The sequence below is a fragment of the Acetobacterium sp. UBA5834 genome, assembly GCF_002435675.1.
GTDB lineage: Bacteria > Bacillota > Clostridia > Eubacteriales > Eubacteriaceae > Acetobacterium > Acetobacterium wieringae.
In genome coordinates this window covers 1-18907 of record NZ_DJGY01000043.1, presented here as the reverse complement: position 1 = coordinate 18907, position 18907 = coordinate 1, and the positions used below count along the sequence as shown (strand labels likewise).

The following is an 18907-nucleotide window of genomic DNA, read 5'->3' as shown; positions in this document are numbered from 1 at the left end:
CAACATCTATTATAAACACTTCACTATTATAAGCACAATTAAAATTACTACATTCTGCTTCTTTTGATTATTTCAATCTTGCTACACCAGAATCCACAGCGGCCTGATGGACTGCTTCAGCCACAGCCTTTCCAACCCGGGGATCAAAGGCTGGCACAATAATATAATCGGCACTCAGTTCATCTTCACTGATCAAGTCGGCAATTGCTTTTGCCGCAGCTACCTTCATCGCTTCGTTGATGTCACTGGCTCGGGCATCCAACGCCCCTCTGAAAATACCCGGAAACGCCAGCACATTATTAATCTGGTTGGGATAATCTGACCGTCCGGTTCCCACCACCCAGGCCCCGGCCTGAATGGCCAGTTGAGGGTCAATTTCCGGATCGGGATTGGCCATCGGCAGAACGATGGCATTTTCAGCCATGGTCTGAATCATTTGCTCCGTGACGATACCCGGTGCTGAAACCCCGATAAAAATATCAGCGCCACTGATGGCGTCGGCAAGAGTCCCTTTCTTGTGATCCTTATTGGTCATCTCAGCGATTTCCTGATGAACCCAGTTACTGTACTGTTCGTCTTTTGAGAGGATACCCTTGCTGCTACAGGCGATGATATCTTTGACACCAACATTCAACAGCATCTTGATGATGGCCGATCCGGCTGCTCCGGCGCCGCTCATGGCCACCGTTACCTGCGCCCATTGTTTGCCGACCACCTTCAGAGCATTCATCAGGGCTGCTGTCACCACCACTGCCGTGCCATGCTGATCATCATGAAAAACCGGAATGTCCAGTTCTTTTTTTAAGCGTCTTTCGATTTCGGCGCATCTGGGCGAAGCAATATCTTCCAGATTAATCCCGCCAAATCCCGGTTCAATCATCTTGACCGTCTGGATGATGACTTCCACATCCTGGGATGGAATACAGATCGGAAACGCATCGACACCGCCGAATTCTTTGAACAAAACAGCCTTCCCTTCCATTACCGGAAGGGCGGCTTCCGGGCCAATATCACCCAACCCCAAGACTGCCGACCCGTCAGTAACCACCGCCACCATATTTCCCTTTCCGGTATACTTGTACACATCTTCCTTGTTTTTGTGGATCATTCGGCAGGGCTCGGCGACCCCTGGAGTATAGGCCATCGATAGATCCTGTTTGTTTTTTACCGGAACCTTACTGTCAATACTCAGCTTGCCCTGCCATTCTGCATGTAACTTTAATGCTTCTTCCTGAATTCCCATTGTGTCTCCTTAATTTTAATCCTGTATTTTCCGAACTATATCAGCGCGTATTCGTGATTGCTCCGTAGCGGATAAAGCCTTCGACTTTGTCATAGTATTCTCGTTCCTCCTTAATTCAAGGATGTTAATTCGCTACAAGATAAATTTTATTCTCATCAAAGCATATCTGCGACGTGTGATTGTAAATCAGAATTAAATCATTCATTTTTTCAATAAAAACACTTGTGCCAGGATTACTGATCGCTGCAAATTCTCTAACTGCTTTTTTCTGGATACCTAAAGCATTGCTTCGTAATTGTGCGCCGCTGTCCTGAAGGAAATCATCAATTGGACCCTCTTTAACAACCGGAATACTACCGATAAATCTACCAACTTCCTTGCCTGCAGAACCAAACCACTTGAGTGCATTTGTGTCTAATGCGGAATTACTCATCTTTTCTAAATAAATAGAACACTGACCAAACAGATCTCTATACCGCTCGGATAAACTTCTGATCTCATCCTTAATGTCAGAAATATACTGTTCCTTAAAGTTGCCGCTTAGCATGATTTCCAAAAGTGATGCTAAGGAAAATGTGTAAAGAGATAATCTATAATACCTAAACTTTTTTTCGAAGCTCTTAAAGCTGGAATTTACCTTAGCCTGTGGATTTATCAGCTTTTTTGAACTAAGTACTTCACTTATTTTTTTCTGATATGCATTCATATTTTTCCTAGCAGTTCTCTGTATGTCCAAAACCATCTTATGGTTACTAGCTACAAAATGCTCATTATCCCAGTTATTTTTGTATTTTGTAATAATATTCATCAGTGTTTCGACATCTGCTTCAATTTCAGATTCTTTTTCCACTTCTAAAAATAAAAGGATCTGTTTTCCCATCTCAGATATGTTTTTTAGTTGCTGTTCAATAGAAAACAATGCAACTGCCATCATCATTGTGGCTGGATCAATTGGCATTATAGTTTTTGTTGACGCTGACAATGGTCCTGCCGCTTGAAGCTGTGCAAATTTTGATGTTCCTTCTGCGGTTTTAAAGGCACCCCAGAAATTACCATTCTTTGCAACCTTCAAAACATCGCCCACGCCAGCATTTGCTAGTGTATACAGGCCTTGTATGCTCACTGATGTTGTTTGAGTTACAGTATGCAAGGCAGGGATAAGTGAAGACACAGCCGCTCCAAGCGTTGCGATCTCTGCAATTGGAACGCTTAATGTGTTCTTTGTAACAAGGTCAGCACGGGTATCAAGTAAAATCCCCTCTGCAAATTCAATTAAATCATTTTCTTTTCTAGTGACTCCTACATTTTCAGAACGATTGATGTTAATAATCTCTCCCATGTTATATCCTCCGAATTTTGATTTAATCGAGGATTTTCGCACCTCTTAATGGTAATAGATTTTCAAATATTCATTTATCCATCTGCAACCTCAAAATCAGCAGATGTTAAAAGAACAGCTGGCGTATATTCACTTCCCGGCACTAAACTTTTGATCATCATAAATATTTCTTCAAAGTAGTCACCAGGCACCCAATATGTATCTTTAAACTTAGTTTTATCAGAATACGTGATGTTAAATTCAATACCTCCGATATCTGTGCAGAACTCTTTTATTCCTCTATCAAGAATTCCCGGGAGCATTCCAGTAATGTTTGAAAATATCTTTTTGAAAATTGGACTATTGGTTTTATAGCTCCATTTCCGTTTTGGATTTATTTCCTTTTCTATAAAAGGATTGTATTCATAAGAAATGGACTCAGGTGTGATGGTAACTTTATCATTGAAGGCCTCTTCAGCGCAGCAATACCCTGACGATCCTTTGATTACAATTTTTAATATGTCTGCCATACTGCAACTCCTTTTTTTCCCAAGTCGTAGATAAGGTCCATTTCATTGAGTCTTACTCGATGCCTTAATAATTCTCTCTAGGAACTCCTCGAAGATTACAGGATCTGAAAGCAGGGTTTTGGCATTAAAAACTCCTCTGCTGTAACCATATTTCTTTTTCATCTTTTTGGAGTCACTAGGCGTAACAAAAATGTCGTCTTGGAAGACATGGAGTATTTTTTCAACAATGACGCCAAGTTCAAGATAATCCATTCCCTGATCAAGGATACCTTTAAAAATGCCTCGATAGTTTTGATCAATCCATTTGCCTTCGATTAAGTTAGAAATTGATCTACTCTTTTCATATGAACAATTTTCTATTATGATTAATGGCTTATTATTCACACTGTTATGAGGATCTATAAATAGTCTGACTGTTTGAGCAACGGGAAATGGAAGCCAGGATAATTTAAGTTCCTTGTTCCTGAACTCACCGATGATTGCTCCTACTGGCCATGCTTTACCATCACCATCCCATAACGAATAGAGATGACCTGGTCTACCGACAAACATATTTCTATCAACTTTTTCTATCACGGGTTTGTGAATATGACCTACTGCATAGTAAGTAAATCCAAGTTCTTGCATCTTTGATTTTGTCAAATTGCATGGGTGAGTAAGAAATATTGCTGGCTTGATATGATCGTGCGGAGCTAAGACCGAAAATTTTTGTGTGAAGCCGTTTTGTTTTGATTCGCAGCTCATCCCAGACAGGAATAGAAATCATATGTGATTTCGGCAAGTGTATAAACACTTGCATTGCTTGCCAATTATGTCTCCTTTAATTTGCTCAAAGCATCTGCATAGTGAAACTCTTTAAGCGTTATCCAAAACGGCGATGGTTCTTTTGAGAACCATCTGCCATATTTGTTTGGCAATTGTTTCGTTCTAATTAGAATACAGGCTTTCCTTGCCCTGCTCACAGCCACAAAACAAAGCCTCCGAGCTTCATCAATTTTTGGTTGGGTTGTATCATAGTAATTTGGGAAACTATCCTTCTCCATTCCAAGCATTATTACTACGTCAAACTCTAGTCCTTTTGCACTGTGTCTTGTCGATAAAACCACTTGATTGTCGGGCACACCAAGCCGTGTTATGAATCCTACAGTCAACATCGGTTCTGTTTGTTTTGCAACTTGGAATAGACTTTTGAGATTTTCGATTTCATCAGGGTAACGGTCTGAACCATCAAATACCTTTAAAAAATCTAGTTCAGTTAATACAAACTTAAGCCATTCAAAAAGATTATCTCTATACTGATTGCTTGCTTTTAATACTTTCAATAGCGTTCGACGCACAAGGAAATCATACTCATTAGAACTTGCGCCTTCCTGTGTATGTAATAAAAAGTTCATCCACACCCGATAAATATCATCAAATGATACCCTGGTTTTATCCTCAACCCAAGATGCGCAGCTTTGCAACCAGAGGATAAGCTCAGTGTTTCTAAAGTCCTGACGTGCCAAATATACAGGGATCCCTTGTATATCAAATTCATCCTTCAGTTCTTTTACTTCATTGTTTTTACCAACGAGTATTGCGATTTCGTGGTAAGGAATTCCTTCTGAATAAAATCGTCGAACCAATTGTATAGTTTGCTGATATTGTTCGTTCATGCCATTATCGCACTCAATAAAGTCCATGATAGCAGGGTAATCTCTCAATATACCGGACGCTGTATACCCCCGTTGACTATTTAATACATACTCCGAAGCATCCACTATAGTTTGTGCGCTTCGATAGTTGTTTAGCAAGCGAATACTTTTAATACCATTTTTTTGAGACAGTTCATTAAGATAGTCTGGAGCTGCGCCTTGAAAATCATATATCGACTGGTCGGCATCACCTACAGCAAATATCTTAATGTTCGACTTATCTAGCAAAGACAAAACAATTTCGTGCAATGGTCTACCTAAATCCTGATATTCATCAATAACAAACCACGGAAATTTAGCTTCAATAGCTTTTCGCACGAAAGATTCGTTTTGAATGAGTTCAACAGAAAATTTAACCATGCTAATAAAATCAATGAAACCACTTTTCAGTAAAGCCTCTTCGAAAGAAATAGCTACCTTAAGGGCTACCTCATAACTTTCAAGAGCAACTCGGCTTATACCTCTAATATTGCGAGTTCGCTCTTTATCCATTTCAGTTATTGAAGTTCCACCAGGTGGGTTGACAGAATCAAATAGCTTCTTTTTTTCTTTTTCCGAGATAATTTTTATTGGATTTGGGATTTCGTACTTTGGATAAAGCTTAGCAAAAGGTGTTAGAATTTCAGCGTGACAAAAACTGTGGACTGTACCTAAGAAAACATTAGTGCGTCCCCTGAGCCCCAATTTCGAAAGCCTTGTTTTGAATTCGCGGGCCGACTCAGTGCTGTAAGTCAAACAAGCCAAACCTCTTGGTTCAGCAATCACACTATCCAAGAGACGCATGACTTTTAATGTTAAAACTGTTGTCTTGCCACTTCCAGGACCAGCGATAACAACCGTGCTGTCAGTTGAATTGTATGCGCGAAGCTGTTCTGGGTCGTTGTTGATCTCCGTGACTTTTTGCTTGAAATGATCGTTCAATTTGTTCTGCTCCTCACAAGCTCAGTAATCCTTATAATAGCTGCTTCTATATAGTCAGGCATCATGGGGCGCGTTACGCAGGAAGAAAGGCGCTGCGAAAATCGTCCTTTACCAATTTGGCTATGAGAGGACTCTATTTGTGCCAAGCATTTATTGTATTCGCCATTGGACATTTTATCTTTGAAATTCCGCTTCTGCAGTTCCCCTCCCGCAGTCAATTCGTCAAAAACACGGCAGATAATCTGTCCTTCCGTTGTTGTTGCATTTTCGCATTTACAGAAAATATCAACTTCAAAAGTATGTCTACCGATGAAGATTCCGCTGAACTGAAATAATTCAATCTGATTTTCAATTTCTAAATCATCGAAGGTTGTACCTTCTTCGTATTCGGAAGCTAAGTATGCCTCTATTCTGTCTGAAATGCCCGATAATTTAATTGAGCGATCAATACCAGCATACCCATATGCAACATCATCTTCCGAGGACAAATCCCCGAACTTATTTTTCCCATCAACCTGATGGTAATAATCGCCATCGGTGACGATAATATATGGTAAACCCAATGCCTCAGCAAATTGGCGATACGGCTCAAAATTCGTGGAATTCACATTACAGACCACAATACCCAAGCGGTCTAATTCATACCCCATAACCTTTGCAAAATTGGGAATCAGGTATTCCTCTGCAACACCTTCGACAATAATGATGCCTTTAGCCAGGTAAATCTCTCCGCGTTTGACGTCTATGTATCTTTCTAAATCAGAAAGATCAGAGTCTGAAAGTCGTAATCGCGCAGTTGTCTTTACGCTAGTACAATTATCTTTAGAGATTAGATGAACTATCGAAGTTATTGGTGCAACGGAAGATATATGTGTCGAATGCGTCGTAATAATGACAGAGGCGTTTGACCTATTCATCACATGACGGTATAGAAGACGTTGATAAATCGGATGCAGATGTGCCTCTGGTTCTTCAACAGCAAGAATGGTTACACCATTTGCTGTGGGAATGGTATCGGACATAAATTCATAGAGCTTGTTCTTTATTTCAGAATTTGTCAAAACGTCATCATTCAAGACATATCCATTGATTTTTCCCAACTCGGTATAACAATTCTTGATAAAGTCATTTTCGTCATTTTCTAACAATTCTTCATAAAGATCTTTTGGCAGATATGTCTTTATCGTTTCATCCTCAATCAAGAGAAGGATAAGCACAATATACAGAAGATTGTTGATTCCAAGGCTGGTGTTTCCGGATTCCCTATTGTCAATCAATGGGCGTAATGCGTAAAGCAACTTCGTTGCGTCAATATTCATTGTCTTCAAAGAAACACCAAATTGATCTTGGCTATATGATACCATTTGGTTTAGCAACTTTTGAATTCGTGATTCAAGGTCTTCCACTTGACCGATTTGAAGTGTATCCGCACCTTTTTCTTCAAGTGCGTGAGAAATTTCGGCGAGGACGTCCTTACTAATTGAATATTTCTGCTTGATGATTTGTGTCAATGGCGATGTTCTAGAATTACGCATTTCAGATTCAACATCACGAATTGCCTTAATAACGCGGATGTTCAGGTATTTCCTATCTTCGTAGGAGAAACGCCGGTTTTCATCGTCACCTTTAAAAATATTAAAGCTATATTCGTTAGTATCGCCAAATTTTCGATAGGGATAGAACTTGTAAGTAAGTTTCAGTGCTTCTTTTTCATCAAGCATTACGGTAGCATCGGTCAATTGTGCAAGCACATTCTTGTTCTCTTCGAAGTCCGCGAACCAGAGCTCAATAAGAATCTGCTCCCCGTTTTTCATAGGATCATCTAAGCCTTCCCAGAAATCGGATTCCTCAAGCAACCGGTCTTTATCGGAAAGAGTTGGGTCAAGTATTAACTGCAACGCATAAAGCAGATTACTTTTCCCAACTGCATTTTCACCTATAATTACTTGTTTTTCATTGAGGTAAAAATCAGCACAGCGAAAATTCCTGAAATTCTCGATATGAACCTTACAAATATATGGTTGAGTATTCATTCATTCACCTCTTTAAAAGTTTTCCTGACTATCCTCTGGTTGCAATTTTCACAATAGTATGATTTGTGTTTATATAATCAGCTTATCCTTTTAGCATCGAATTTGTTATTCCTTCAACAGCTGCAGAAATAAAGGCATTTGCAACCGACTTAATCGTTTCTATAACCATTGGCAACTCTTTTTGCCTAATTGTTTCCTTGACTATCTTCCACCGAGAATCATCCCGTATTTTTTCCAGGAAGTCATTCCCATCCCAAGTTAAGGAACCGACACCAAATGCATAAATTTCATTGTCAGCATATTGAGCTTTATAGTTCGAAATCAGTCCTGCTTCATATAAAATTTTGCAGTGATAAGCAACCGTCTCAGGATCATATCCCTCAATCGCCAAATTGTAGATGGCTGTTGAGCGATATTTATCTTCAATTTCCAGTAATATCAGGCGGACAAGGTCCATATCTCGTTTCATTTCAGCCTCCCAATGCTTGATTGTAATCTAGGTGGAAATTTTATGTGCCTACCACCCAATCAACAACTGCTTTAGTTTTTCATCGTGGTCCAGGACAAATGTACTTGTCTCCCAATCTTCAGTTGCAGGTATTTTTGTCTCGTATTTGATTGTAAATGGATTTTGGTCCGGAACTCTGTCTATGCGCTCTTTTGCCTCTTCGATATTATTCAGGGCAACGTCAATCCAAACATCTTCTAATGTATCCGGAATTTGTCCGAACATATCCTTAATATTTTTTAGCCTAGCGGACAAGACTGTGTGGACCTTATCCTCAACAGAGTCTTTATATCTCATATTGAAAATTTTAACTTTGGGAGCAACTTGGCCAATACGTTGGATTCGGCCTTTTCTCTGCTCTAGCCTTGTCGGATTCCAAGGTAAGTCAAGATTAATTAGTGTACTGAGCGTCTGGAGGTTAAGTCCTTCGCTCGCTGCATCAGTCCCGACAAGGATCTTTATTTCATGATTTTTCACTTTGGCCTTGATATTGTCTTTTGAGTCTTTATGAAAAGAACCGTTGAGAAAATAGCCAGATTTATCTCCGCCAGCATAAAGGCCTATCACGTCATCCGATAAATCTTTTGAAAGTTTTTCAGCCACGAAGTATGCGCTGTCGTAGTATTGCGAGAATATGATGCAACCGCTTTCTTTCCAGGGCTTGTCACTTTCATCAACACCATTGCTTAGAATATCGATGACCTTGATATACTTAGGATCGTTGTCATGATTAAGAGACAGCATTTTTACGAGTTCGCGAAGACATTGGGTTTCCGCATCCGTAAGATTCTTTACCTCGCTGACACTTTCTTCAAAATCATCGTCTTCCTCAAAAATTACATCAAATTCATCCTGTAATATTTCTTTTCCAGCCTCTGTCCAGGCGAGCATTTTCTTCGCTGTATTATCACCGGCGATAATTGTGCTCCCAATACGTTTCAATATCAGTGTTGACATGAAGCCGCCTGCTTTGACACGGGATGAAAGCAAAGTACAAAATTCCTGTGCTTTTGAGTAGGCTTGCCTCAAATATCCTTCGAGAGGGATTGCGCCATCGTCGCCCTCGCCGTATAGTTCGACAAGAATTCTTTTAAGGTAGGTCTCACCGCTGGCTGGATTGATTGTATTCTCAAGAAAATCCCTTGTTCGCCTCACGATGTGGCGAATAAATGGATTGTAATTTGCTATAAATTCGTCCGTGGCATACAAAGTCCGGATGCTATCCTTCTTTGCGCCCGAAAGAGTCGCGTAATAATCCGCAGGCAAGACATACGTTTTATCGGAAATATCAAGCCTTTCCCGAATGCGGTTCACCCGATCCTGAGCCGATGGGGTTTTGGTAGGTAAGGGGTTTCGAATGATATCCCACATTGTGATTTCGCTCTCTGGATAAGGCTCTTTCCCGCAAACCATATCAAGCATCAGCTGAGGCTTCTTGTGCCATTCGCTGTACATGTCACCCATAACCTTGAAAGAAGGAAGACTTAATGCATTTATCAGATCAAATGCTTCAATAGGATTAATCTGTACGGGAGTAGCTGTTGCCAAGAGAAGACTTTTGGTTCTAAAAGTGATGCTATTCAAGAACTGCAATAAGTAATTTGGATCTGCCTTATGTTTGTTAGGATCCTTGGTTGGATTTCTACGTCGTGCGCGGTGCGCTTCATCGAGAATGACACATTCAAATTCTTTCTGAGCAAGCAATTCAGCGGCTTCTGTTCTCCTTGACACAAGACCTTGTGAGATGATACCTACCCGTCTAGGGCATTTTAGTATGGATCTTACACTATCGGCTTGATAGAAATAACCATTTTCATCTTGCCAACCTGAACCGGTCCAAACAGCACTTGGCATATCTAGCAGTGTCTTCATTTCGTCCTGCCACTGCCATACAAGAGTTTTGGGCACAATAATCAAAACTGGCTTATCTCCATAGAGAGCCATTAATTTTGCTGACATTGCAAGCTGCAGAGTCTTACCCAGCCCAACTTGGTCAGCCAGAAGATACCGTGCGCCGCCATCTTTTTTGTGTTCTCTGAAAGCAAGCTCGACAAAATATTTTTGATGTTCCCAGAGACCAAATTCCTTTCGATAAACAGGTTCTTCGACTGCAGCTGAAGGGACAACGTCATCGGAATTTTCTCTCCAGTCTTTCAGACCAATGACGATACGCTTTGAAATTCTGTTGAGGTCGTTGACGATAAAATCGGCCAGGTTCACTGCATATTGACTATTCCAGAAATAATCAAATTCATCTTGAACCCATTTGACAGATTCCTCTGAATCATCTTCCCACAGCATTTCGTAATTTAGTGTATAGGCGCTCTTGGTTTCATTGATGCTCCCGAGAAAAGAGGTTTTGGACCCATCCTTATAAGTAATTACGCCAGCCTTCCCGTGCATGAGACCAAAGACTTGGTCGGGAATCACTCGAATTTCAAGCTTCCCATCGCTCAATAGGCGATAAAGGGTAGAAAGACGGCTGCTGCTTTCTGGTGAAGTATATTTTTCTTCTGGAGAAAACTCACACCATTCCTGTTTCATCTTCTGCGCATAGTTAGCCACTGCAACATCTTCCGGCAGAAGTCCAGAATTACAAATAACTCGGACTTTGCCTTCCACGTTTTCAATGCTTTCTCCAGCTACTTCAAGAATGGAGGAGCAAAAATATCCGGCAATTCTATCGTAAGATACTGCATCCTTCAGTTTTTCTTTCAAAAATTGCTGATCTAATTTATGTCTCCTTGAAGAATAGCGATTCATAGACTATTCCCCCTTTAAATGCTGTCGTTGGTAACAAGTGAATGTAACAAATCAGCCATTGTTGCGCTTTGCTCCCAGTGCGGAGTCATATTATCAATGTCCTTGGTATCTTTGATGAAGCTAAGTAGCTGTTTTATCATGTCTCGTTTATCCCAATAATTCGGCAACTCATTTTTCATATAGCCTAGTGCTCTCGATGGATTTTCATCTTCCTTGATTCCCGTGTAAATCCCCATAAATACCGTACGAAGTATGGATTTCTCAAAATCAGGAACATCATTAATAGTTCTACCAGCCATTTCAACTGGTGTCTTTAGCCTTGCAGTATTTGCTTTTTCACTAGCCATCATTTGACTATAACCACCTATACTAAAACCCCGAGCAAATTCCTGATAAGTGCTGATCTGATAGTTGCCATGTTTTTCACTTTCTAATCCCTTAATATAGAATTTTTCGGCATTTGATAAGTCTTTCCACAAATAGCTTTCAAACTCCAAGGGAATGACGCAGTCATAAGCTATTTTTTTTGCTGCTTCGATTATTTTGACAATATTACTCTGGGTTGGATTATTAATAGCCAAATTAAGTTCATAATCAAGATCCAAGTCCTCAATAGTTTTATAGGATGTCAAGACTTTAAGAGACGCTGCATAGGCTGCTAGTACAAAATCTGGATCAGAAAAATTTGGCTCTTCTTTGTTTTCAAGTTCCAGCATACTTGTGATTTGATTTCTCACTTCAGCTCGGATATCAGAGTTGATTTCATCTAGGAAGGCCATGTCGTCTCCAGTTTGTTTGCGTAAAACTAAAAGAACGGTTCCTTTGACGTAATTACCATCTTTCAGACCGGAGGCATCAGTTTCAGTTGCAATATTCCAGGCCGCTGTAACACGAAGTCCTGATTTCCACATAATTAAAGCAAGTTGTGCCCATACTGCGGGATCACTATGAGTAAACATAACAACTTGCATACCATCATCTGGCATATGATTAGTTAGATTTGAATAAATTTCAATCATTGTTTTTGAAAAGTCGGCGTCACCTCGCACAGCAAGTACTCTTTTGGAGTCGGTATACCATTCTGGGAAAGCTTCCTGCAACAGTCTTTTGTCCCATGCTAAAAAGAATTCAGAGAGCTCATGATAATTAACTGCATCTGCATATGGGGGGTCTGTAATCCAAAAATCAGCATTGTTTGATAGATCTCGAGCATCTATATTTACTACTTCATGATCCCCTCTTATTCCATTCGAAATATTTGTTATTGAATTATTCCATTGTTCAAATAAAGATGCCACACTCCTAGAACAATAATTCATTAGTGTGTTGAATGCCTGATTATAAAAGGTCTGCTGCATCTTTTCAGAGCCGCTATCCCAACGGCATAATCTCGAAAGTCTATCTACGCTCGAGTTTAAGCTCAGAATTCCATACCCTAAGTATTTAGTAGCGTTTGTTAGATGAGTAATAAATCTGCTTAGTAATAATAATTGACGCGCATTAAATAGATGGCTCCAATGTGTCCACCCGCGTTCCTTAAACAGCCGCTCAGTTTCCATGCCGCTTTCTATAGCCATGGTGGGTACTAAACCCTGTTCCTGCCAACTTACAATATTCTCTAAAACAATTTGTTTCACATTTAATTCATTTGCCAAATCTCTTTCATTAGGGGCACGATAATATCTTTTTCCATCCTTAGTTTCATATTTAATGGCATATAATCGTTCGTTATAAATATCATCTTCTCGAAAATCAAAATCCGATTTCTCCCACTGTCGTAGTCCGTAAACTGTTCTACCGCTTGCATCAACTTTGTCTCCACGCAAAATAGAAATTGGAGTGGTCAAACCACAATTTGGACAAAGCAATCCTTTGTTTGTTATTGTTCCTTCGGAAGCAATTTGCATTTCTTTTGATGAAGCACCCATTTTAACATCAATGTCATACCCTTTTTTATTCTTTTGAAGAATAGCAACAGTTTTTGTTTTCTTTCCAATAACCCATGAAGGAGCTAGAGGTACCTTTGTAGCACATTCTGGGCACTTCGCTTCAACACAATAAAGATAGCCTACTGCCCTGTCACCTTTTTCATTCTGTTCTATACCAAGCTGAATAATGTCCTTATTAACAGCTTCAAATATTGCTTTTTGGAATTCATGTATATCAGTTAAGTCCTTTTTATTTGAATTCAGAATGGAGATACCCGCCCAAGTAAGAAGAATTGCTTCTGGATTCAAGTCACTGCCATAAGCCTTCGCACCGATTCTGGCAGCTTCAAAAGGAATGCTTCCGCCTCCAGAAAAACAATCACCAACAGTAATTAACCGACCATACCTTTGCATTGAAAGTTGTTCGACAAGTTCATTTAATGATTTAGCGCTTGTTCCGAGGTGATGATTGATTGCATTCCAGCTGTCCTTCCGAAGGGTCTCAAGTTGTTCAGGACGCACGCAATACTTCAGCTTGTCATCATAACCTAACGTTTTAAATAACCGCATTTCGATGTCATTTTTGTCTTGTCCATTTTGAATTTTGACTCTTGGCCCATCAATTTCAAACCAATCATTTAAATATTGTCTAAAATGCTTACTTCCCTGGGCAATCTCATAAAGTTCTTTAGCAGAAAATGATTTTTGTTTTCGGTCGATAAGTCCATCATTATCCATCGATAATACTTTAAGAAAAATATCCATATCAGCCTTAGGATTATCACTGCAGGGCATAAGGCACCCCAAAATAACAGCTCTAACAAGAATTAGGGGTTTTCTTCCCCACCATTTACCAAGTCCAGTCAGTGTTTGACTGGCACCAGCTTTTCTTTCCTTATAACTTTCTTTGCTTAGTTTACTGACAGGAAACTGCTTTTCTATAAATGACATCTGATTGTCCAATGTTATTCTCCTCCCATCAAATCAGTAAATAATGAAATCTGATTTGATTCATCTACTGGATTTTCACAAAGCGCATAACGCAAAGCCATACGCCATCCGCGTTTATCATTGATCTTTCCAGTGCTTGCATTTGTCATGGTGTATAGCCACCAGCGTTCTTCAGGCTGGAGACCCTTCCAATTGCGAATAGCAGTTGGAATTCCAGCCGGATCGTTATTTTCAACACCCCAAAGCAGGACCATCAATTCTTTCCCAAATAGCTTCTCTACAGGTGTTTCTCCAACTATAAATCTGCCAGTTGGCTTTTTATCAGCCTTCAGCCTTGCATTGAACTCAGCTGCAACATCGTTTGAAAGCTTTGACCATTTATATCGTGACATCCGAAGTTTAAGGATGTCTTTACTGGTTATTTTTTGTTCGTCTATATCCCAATGAAAGCGCTCGTAAATCTCAACTTCTGCAGTTGCCTCTTTGGGAACAACCACATAGAAGTGATTCTCGCTTTCCTTTGGATCATATCCAAATCCATAATAAGTGTTGCTCATTGTATGATTTCCCCACTCTTTATAAGATTGTTCAGATCAAATTTGTTCATATCAAGCCATTGCGTGAATAACTCTCCAGTCAAGAACATCAACTCTTTATAACCAAAGTCAACAATAACTTCAGTTTCCTTAAAGCTGGTATCTCGAACAAGATCTATCAGCGATTGAAGATCTCCTGCCCAATATGGAACACTTGCATTGAACTCAATATAATGATCCGTATTTGTTTTATTATAAATTTCTGCTGTAGCCCCCTTAATGAGGACCCCATCAAGTTTCGAGAGAAGAGCCAGCTCTTTATAACTCGCTTCAGTATCTCCCATTTGTTTTTTATTGTGATAGCGGTAGGCGAGCGCCTTGCTCTTATCAATCGTTTTAGCCGGTTTGGTACTGCCGCCTTTTGTGACGTAGATACTCTTTTCCTCAAGCAATCTATCCTTGTAATAAACAGCGACTCTTACGTATTTGCTGTCTTGAGGAAGGACAAATTCATCGTTATAGATGCCACCATTTTCTTTAGGTTCGCTACCGTCAGTTGTATATTTCACAACATACTTTGGATTAGTGACCAGCGTCATTACATCGCCATTCGGTGTATTCCTTTGCCCATATTTGATTGGAACACTACCTGTGAACTCAACGACATCACCGGTTTTTCTTTCTCCTGTTGGATCAATACAGACGAAGCGAATAGCTGGTTCTGCGGTCACCAAAACCTGATCCATTACTTCTTTAGATGCGGAAGTAGGATCACTGCCGATGTCGTAATAGACCTTGCCGCCGATACCTCGGATTTTCAGGGTAAATTCCTGGGTCTTTTCATCATATGATGTCTGCTCTACAACAACAGAAGTCGGGTCCTTTTCAAACGGTCCCTTTACGAGATAACCATTAATTTCTCTCCATTTGTCTTTTTTAATGCAATCCAGTCTCAGGCTTTCAAGCTGGTCCGGATGATACCATTGCCAAGCCACTGTCGTTGCAGCTCTCTCTTTTATTTGGGAGAAGGGTAGTTCTTTGATGGTAAACAGTCTAGCTTCGCACTTCTTGCGAAGGTTCTCCAAGAACTGGTCATCCTTTGAGAAGGCCTCGTATTTAGAACTATCAGTCAAGCAGCTTATGATCTGTTCTTCACCGTTAAACTTATTTTCTTTGAATTCAAGTTTAAATTCTGCAAGCTCTATTCCATTCTTGGTTGGATAATAGAGCGCAACAAACGTCTCCCTGATCGTTGAGAACAGGGCTTGAATGGCTTTATCAAGTTGAGCTTCAGCTTCTTTATATTGCTGATCAGAAGCGGGAACGCCTTCGTTTGCCATGTTGTCAACGATTTGCTGGATAGCTTTGAGTTTCTTTGAATTGCCATAAAGCTTTTCCATCATGTTGCGCTGTCCGGAAAGGAACATGACTCTATTCTTCAGTGAAATATTGTCATGGAACTTCTTCAGCTCAGGATGCAGCTCACTGCCGGGATATGGCTCATAAATGACCAGAGAAATCTTATTCTGATCCAGATCGATTTCATCGATTGCGGGGAGTACGTAAAGCATTTCATAACAAACCTTAAGCTTGGGACTGAAGTTCTGTTCCAGTATTCGCTTAAGTTCCTTTTTAGCATACTCATTTGTATAACTGTCAACAAGGGTATTCATCTCGGCAACCATATTCTTTGTATTCTGGAAATACAGCCTGCCACGATTGTCTTGTTTCATATACCAGCAAAGAGTCTTCAATTCTTCCAGGCTGGATTTGATCTCGTTAATATCTGTATTAGGCGCACTCAAATAACCGAATATTTCCGATTCGGTGAGCCCGAGTAGTCCATGATTTGCTGTGGATAAGGAAGACACGAGGAGAAGCTTTGCAATATCCTGTGTAACACCTTTATTCTCAGGCTTTTCTATATCGATTACTTCTGCAATGGACTTGCCATCCTGTGCAATATCATGATTGATTGCTTCTTCCAGGGAGGGCTTGATCTGGCGAATATGACTCAGCATTTTTTGCTCGTTAAGATCGAAGTCGAAAACGTTGATCAAATAATTCTCTTTTGCCATACCGCTTTCATAGAATTGGCGGACAATCTGGCGCATCAATTTAATCAGGCCTCGTGTTTGTTGGAAATTTTGGTTTTCCTTGAAACGGGCATAAAGATCTTTGATGGACGGATGGAATGGATAAGAGTCCTTGATTCCTTTAAAAACAGTTTCTGGAGTGTAATTTGTGAATCCGAGTTTCTTGCTTTTTTCGACACTTGTCTTATATGCAATAGCAACATCATTAATATTAAGGGAATATTCAAAGCCGCTGACATCTTCAAACAGACGTTTCTGTAAGATGTGGTATATCTCATCGCTGTTAAGAGCCACAGGCGTTACTTCAATTGCTATTCGGTTCGCTTCGGCTTCAAGTTCACGGAAGCTTGACTGCAGTAATTCGCTGCCCGACTCATATGCCGCTTTAAGGTCAGAAAAAACTAGACAGACATTTGCCAACTGTTCCTTACCTAAAGCTGTGAAAAGGTTTGAGAGTGCAGTCATGGTAACTTTGCTTAGGTCAGAGTTGCCAACCATAATTGACTTAGCATTTTCCAAATACGGAGGAAGCTCATCCAGCAAGATGAGAGTCTTTTGGCCCTTGAGCAGTTCAACCCATGACTTTTCACCGGGTGCCTTAAGAGGGGAATAATAGTCCTTGAAGAACTCTTTCTTACCGAGTTGTTCTGCGATGCTACCCCAAATCCCGAAATCCGCATTTTCTCTACCAGAGAATGAAACGACTCGGATATCACCGATTCCTGCATATGTAGGTCCGAGGAGATTTTCCCTTATCTCAGGATTCTGAGCCAATAGAGCAAGAGCTAACATGCTATGAGTTTTACCTCCGCCCATAGCCTGTGTCAGCTTAATAACGCCGGTGTCAGATTCGCCTTTAAAGCGAGCAAACGCAGTATCAAATAATACTGTCATCCCTTGAGTTTGGAAGTTTTCTCCGAAGAATTTATTCGCATCTATTCTGTTTTCTGCAAGATCGGTGAGGTTTAGCACATCCTCCCTGGCAGTATCAGAAAATACATTGTCTCTTGGTTTTAGCATTTCATTGATTGTACGCATCGTTTTCATCCTCTCAAAATTAATCGATATTAGTTGAAGCAATTTTGCCAAATATACTCACGAGTAATTATCAAGCATTGTGGCTATTTGTTAATTACCAATCTATTTATTTAAGATGAAGACTTGTATTCATCTTCATTGATTTCTACATCTGAGGATTTACTGTCAATAATCTCCATCATGTCGCAAATATCGCATTTCAAAGCCTGGCAAATTTTGATAATAACCTCCGTGTTGATATTCTCATTTCGCCCAATTTTCGCAATTGTTGAAGGGCTAATGCCTGCCATCTCTCTAAGGTCTTTTTTTTTCAAGTCTCGGTCGATTAGGAGCTTCCAAAGTTTTTTATAGCTTATAATCATTGCCCTTCACCTCTATTAGGATTGATATCACAAATTCATACATATGTTAATTATAACCAACCCTCTTTGACATAGCAATAATAAGTTTGCGAAATCGTAATAATAGTATGGTAAGAAGTATTTTTATAATAAAAAAGCCGATCAGATGTCGGTCTGTCGGCGATATCAATTATGATGAAATTGCTTATTTTCGTTCTACAAACCATTTCCCAAGGTTTGTTCCGCTGATATTTGGACTCCGCTCAAAGAAAAGATAACTCTGATGACCATTGATTTGGACCGTATAACGATCACCTTGTCCTCCAGTTTTCAACGCAGCTGCTGGGCGAACATCCAGGACCTTTTCGATGGAATACTCACGGCCATCTTCCCAGCGGAGGCGTCTTGGGTAAAGATTTCCGTCTTCGGAAAAGGAAGCGATGACGGCTACATAGACTTTAGCCTGTGAAATCACGTGTCCTCACCCCGATCCGAAAGGTGCTTAAGGAAATTGCTGTTGGACTGGATCGGAGATTCGATCAGCCAACCTTTGCGTTTGAGAATCCGAAATTTGAAGTCAAGCAATTCAGGAGGTACTTCCAGTTCCTTGGCAACAGAGAAGAAGAAGGTGTCCTCACTGAGTAGTCCCGTGACCTCGTCATCCTCCAGTAGGTATTCAGCAGCGAACAGATTGGCTTCATACTCCATCTGGGAGGATGTATCGTACAATGCAAAATCATGGAAAGCTCTCATCTTTGCAGCTTCATGATGAAGGACAGCGTGACCGATTTCATGGGCCAGAATAATCCGTTGGATTGGCTCCGGCAGGTCGCTGTTGATGGTGATGTGCTTTTTTCTTGATTGTCGCAGAAAAAACCCTTTGCACGATTTATCTGTACTGCCAAGCGGCATTACTTGAACGATGATCCCCATGGCTTCAGCCAGCTTCCAAGGATCTGGCTCATCATATTTTCGCATTATCCGGGTGGAGTGTTATCATAAAAGTG

General features: G+C 40.3%; 14 protein-coding genes. All 14 read right to left on the bottom strand.

The features are described 5' to 3' along the window. Positions 1-67: 67 nt before the first annotated feature. The 14 genes from B3F51_RS08610 to B3F51_RS08545 all read right to left on the bottom strand — a co-directional run bounded on the left by B3F51_RS08610 (position 68) and on the right by B3F51_RS08545 (position 18878). Positions 68-1243 (bottom strand): NAD(P)-dependent malic enzyme, encoded by a 1176-nt coding sequence (locus B3F51_RS08610; RefSeq protein WP_286946617.1) that lies wholly within the window; start codon positions 1241-1243, stop codon positions 68-70. A 124-nt stretch (positions 1244-1367) separates the two neighbouring features. After that, the gene (locus tag B3F51_RS08605) at positions 1368-2582 is read right to left on the bottom strand and encodes a hypothetical protein (protein WP_286946616.1); all 1215 of its coding nucleotides are present in this window, start codon (positions 2580-2582) and stop codon (positions 1368-1370) included. 74 nt (positions 2583-2656) lie between these two features. Further along, positions 2657-3091: a hypothetical protein gene (locus tag B3F51_RS08600; RefSeq protein WP_148637884.1), complete on the bottom strand. Its 435-nt coding sequence runs from the start codon at positions 3089-3091 to the stop codon at positions 2657-2659. A 42-nt stretch (positions 3092-3133) separates the two neighbouring features. After that, a complete protein-coding gene (locus tag B3F51_RS08595) occupies positions 3134-3718 on the bottom strand; it encodes a hypothetical protein (RefSeq protein WP_286946613.1) in 585 nt (194 codons plus the stop codon). A 182-nt stretch (positions 3719-3900) separates the two neighbouring features. Then, positions 3901-5706, bottom strand: coding sequence for an ATP-dependent helicase (locus B3F51_RS08590; protein WP_286946611.1), 1806 nt, complete (start codon positions 5704-5706; stop codon positions 3901-3903). Next, positions 5703-7739 (bottom strand): ATP-dependent nuclease, encoded by a 2037-nt coding sequence (locus tag B3F51_RS08585; protein ID WP_286946609.1) that lies wholly within the window; start codon positions 7737-7739, stop codon positions 5703-5705. Before B3F51_RS08585 ends, B3F51_RS08590 begins: the two co-directional genes overlap by 4 nt. A gap of 82 nt (positions 7740-7821) precedes the next feature. Then, the gene (locus B3F51_RS08580) at positions 7822-8208 is read right to left on the bottom strand and encodes a DUF2513 domain-containing protein (protein WP_286946607.1); all 387 of its coding nucleotides are present in this window, start codon (positions 8206-8208) and stop codon (positions 7822-7824) included. 48 nt (positions 8209-8256) lie between these two features. Further along, positions 8257-11010, bottom strand: a complete 2754-nt coding sequence (locus tag B3F51_RS08575) for a phospholipase D-like domain-containing anti-phage protein (protein ID WP_286946606.1) — start codon at positions 11008-11010, stop codon at positions 8257-8259. A gap of 14 nt (positions 11011-11024) precedes the next feature. Then, a complete protein-coding gene (locus B3F51_RS08570; protein WP_286946605.1) occupies positions 11025-13901 on the bottom strand; it encodes an anti-phage-associated DUF1156 domain-containing protein in 2877 nt (958 codons plus the stop codon). A 2-nt stretch (positions 13902-13903) separates the two neighbouring features. Next, positions 13904-14446 (bottom strand): DUF3780 domain-containing protein, encoded by a 543-nt coding sequence (locus B3F51_RS08565; protein WP_286946604.1) that lies wholly within the window; start codon positions 14444-14446, stop codon positions 13904-13906. Beyond that, positions 14443-17559 carry a DUF499 domain-containing protein gene (locus B3F51_RS08560; RefSeq protein WP_286946603.1) on the bottom strand — a complete coding sequence of 1039 codons (3117 nt, stop codon included), beginning with the start codon at positions 17557-17559 and terminating at the stop codon, positions 14443-14445. The genes B3F51_RS08565 and B3F51_RS08560 overlap by 4 nt, the downstream gene beginning before the upstream one ends. A 110-nt stretch (positions 17560-17669) precedes the next feature. Next, entirely contained in the window at positions 17670-17921 is a 252-nt protein-coding gene (locus B3F51_RS08555; RefSeq protein ID WP_213690454.1) for a helix-turn-helix domain-containing protein, read from the bottom strand. Positions 17922-18105: 184 nt separating this feature from the next. Then, the gene (locus tag B3F51_RS08550) at positions 18106-18375 is read right to left on the bottom strand and encodes a hypothetical protein (protein WP_349680214.1); all 270 of its coding nucleotides are present in this window, start codon (positions 18373-18375) and stop codon (positions 18106-18108) included. Next, positions 18372-18878, bottom strand: coding sequence for an ImmA/IrrE family metallo-endopeptidase (locus B3F51_RS08545; RefSeq protein ID WP_286946599.1), 507 nt, complete (start codon positions 18876-18878; stop codon positions 18372-18374). Before B3F51_RS08545 ends, B3F51_RS08550 begins: the two co-directional genes overlap by 4 nt. Positions 18879-18907 lie beyond the last annotated feature (29 nt).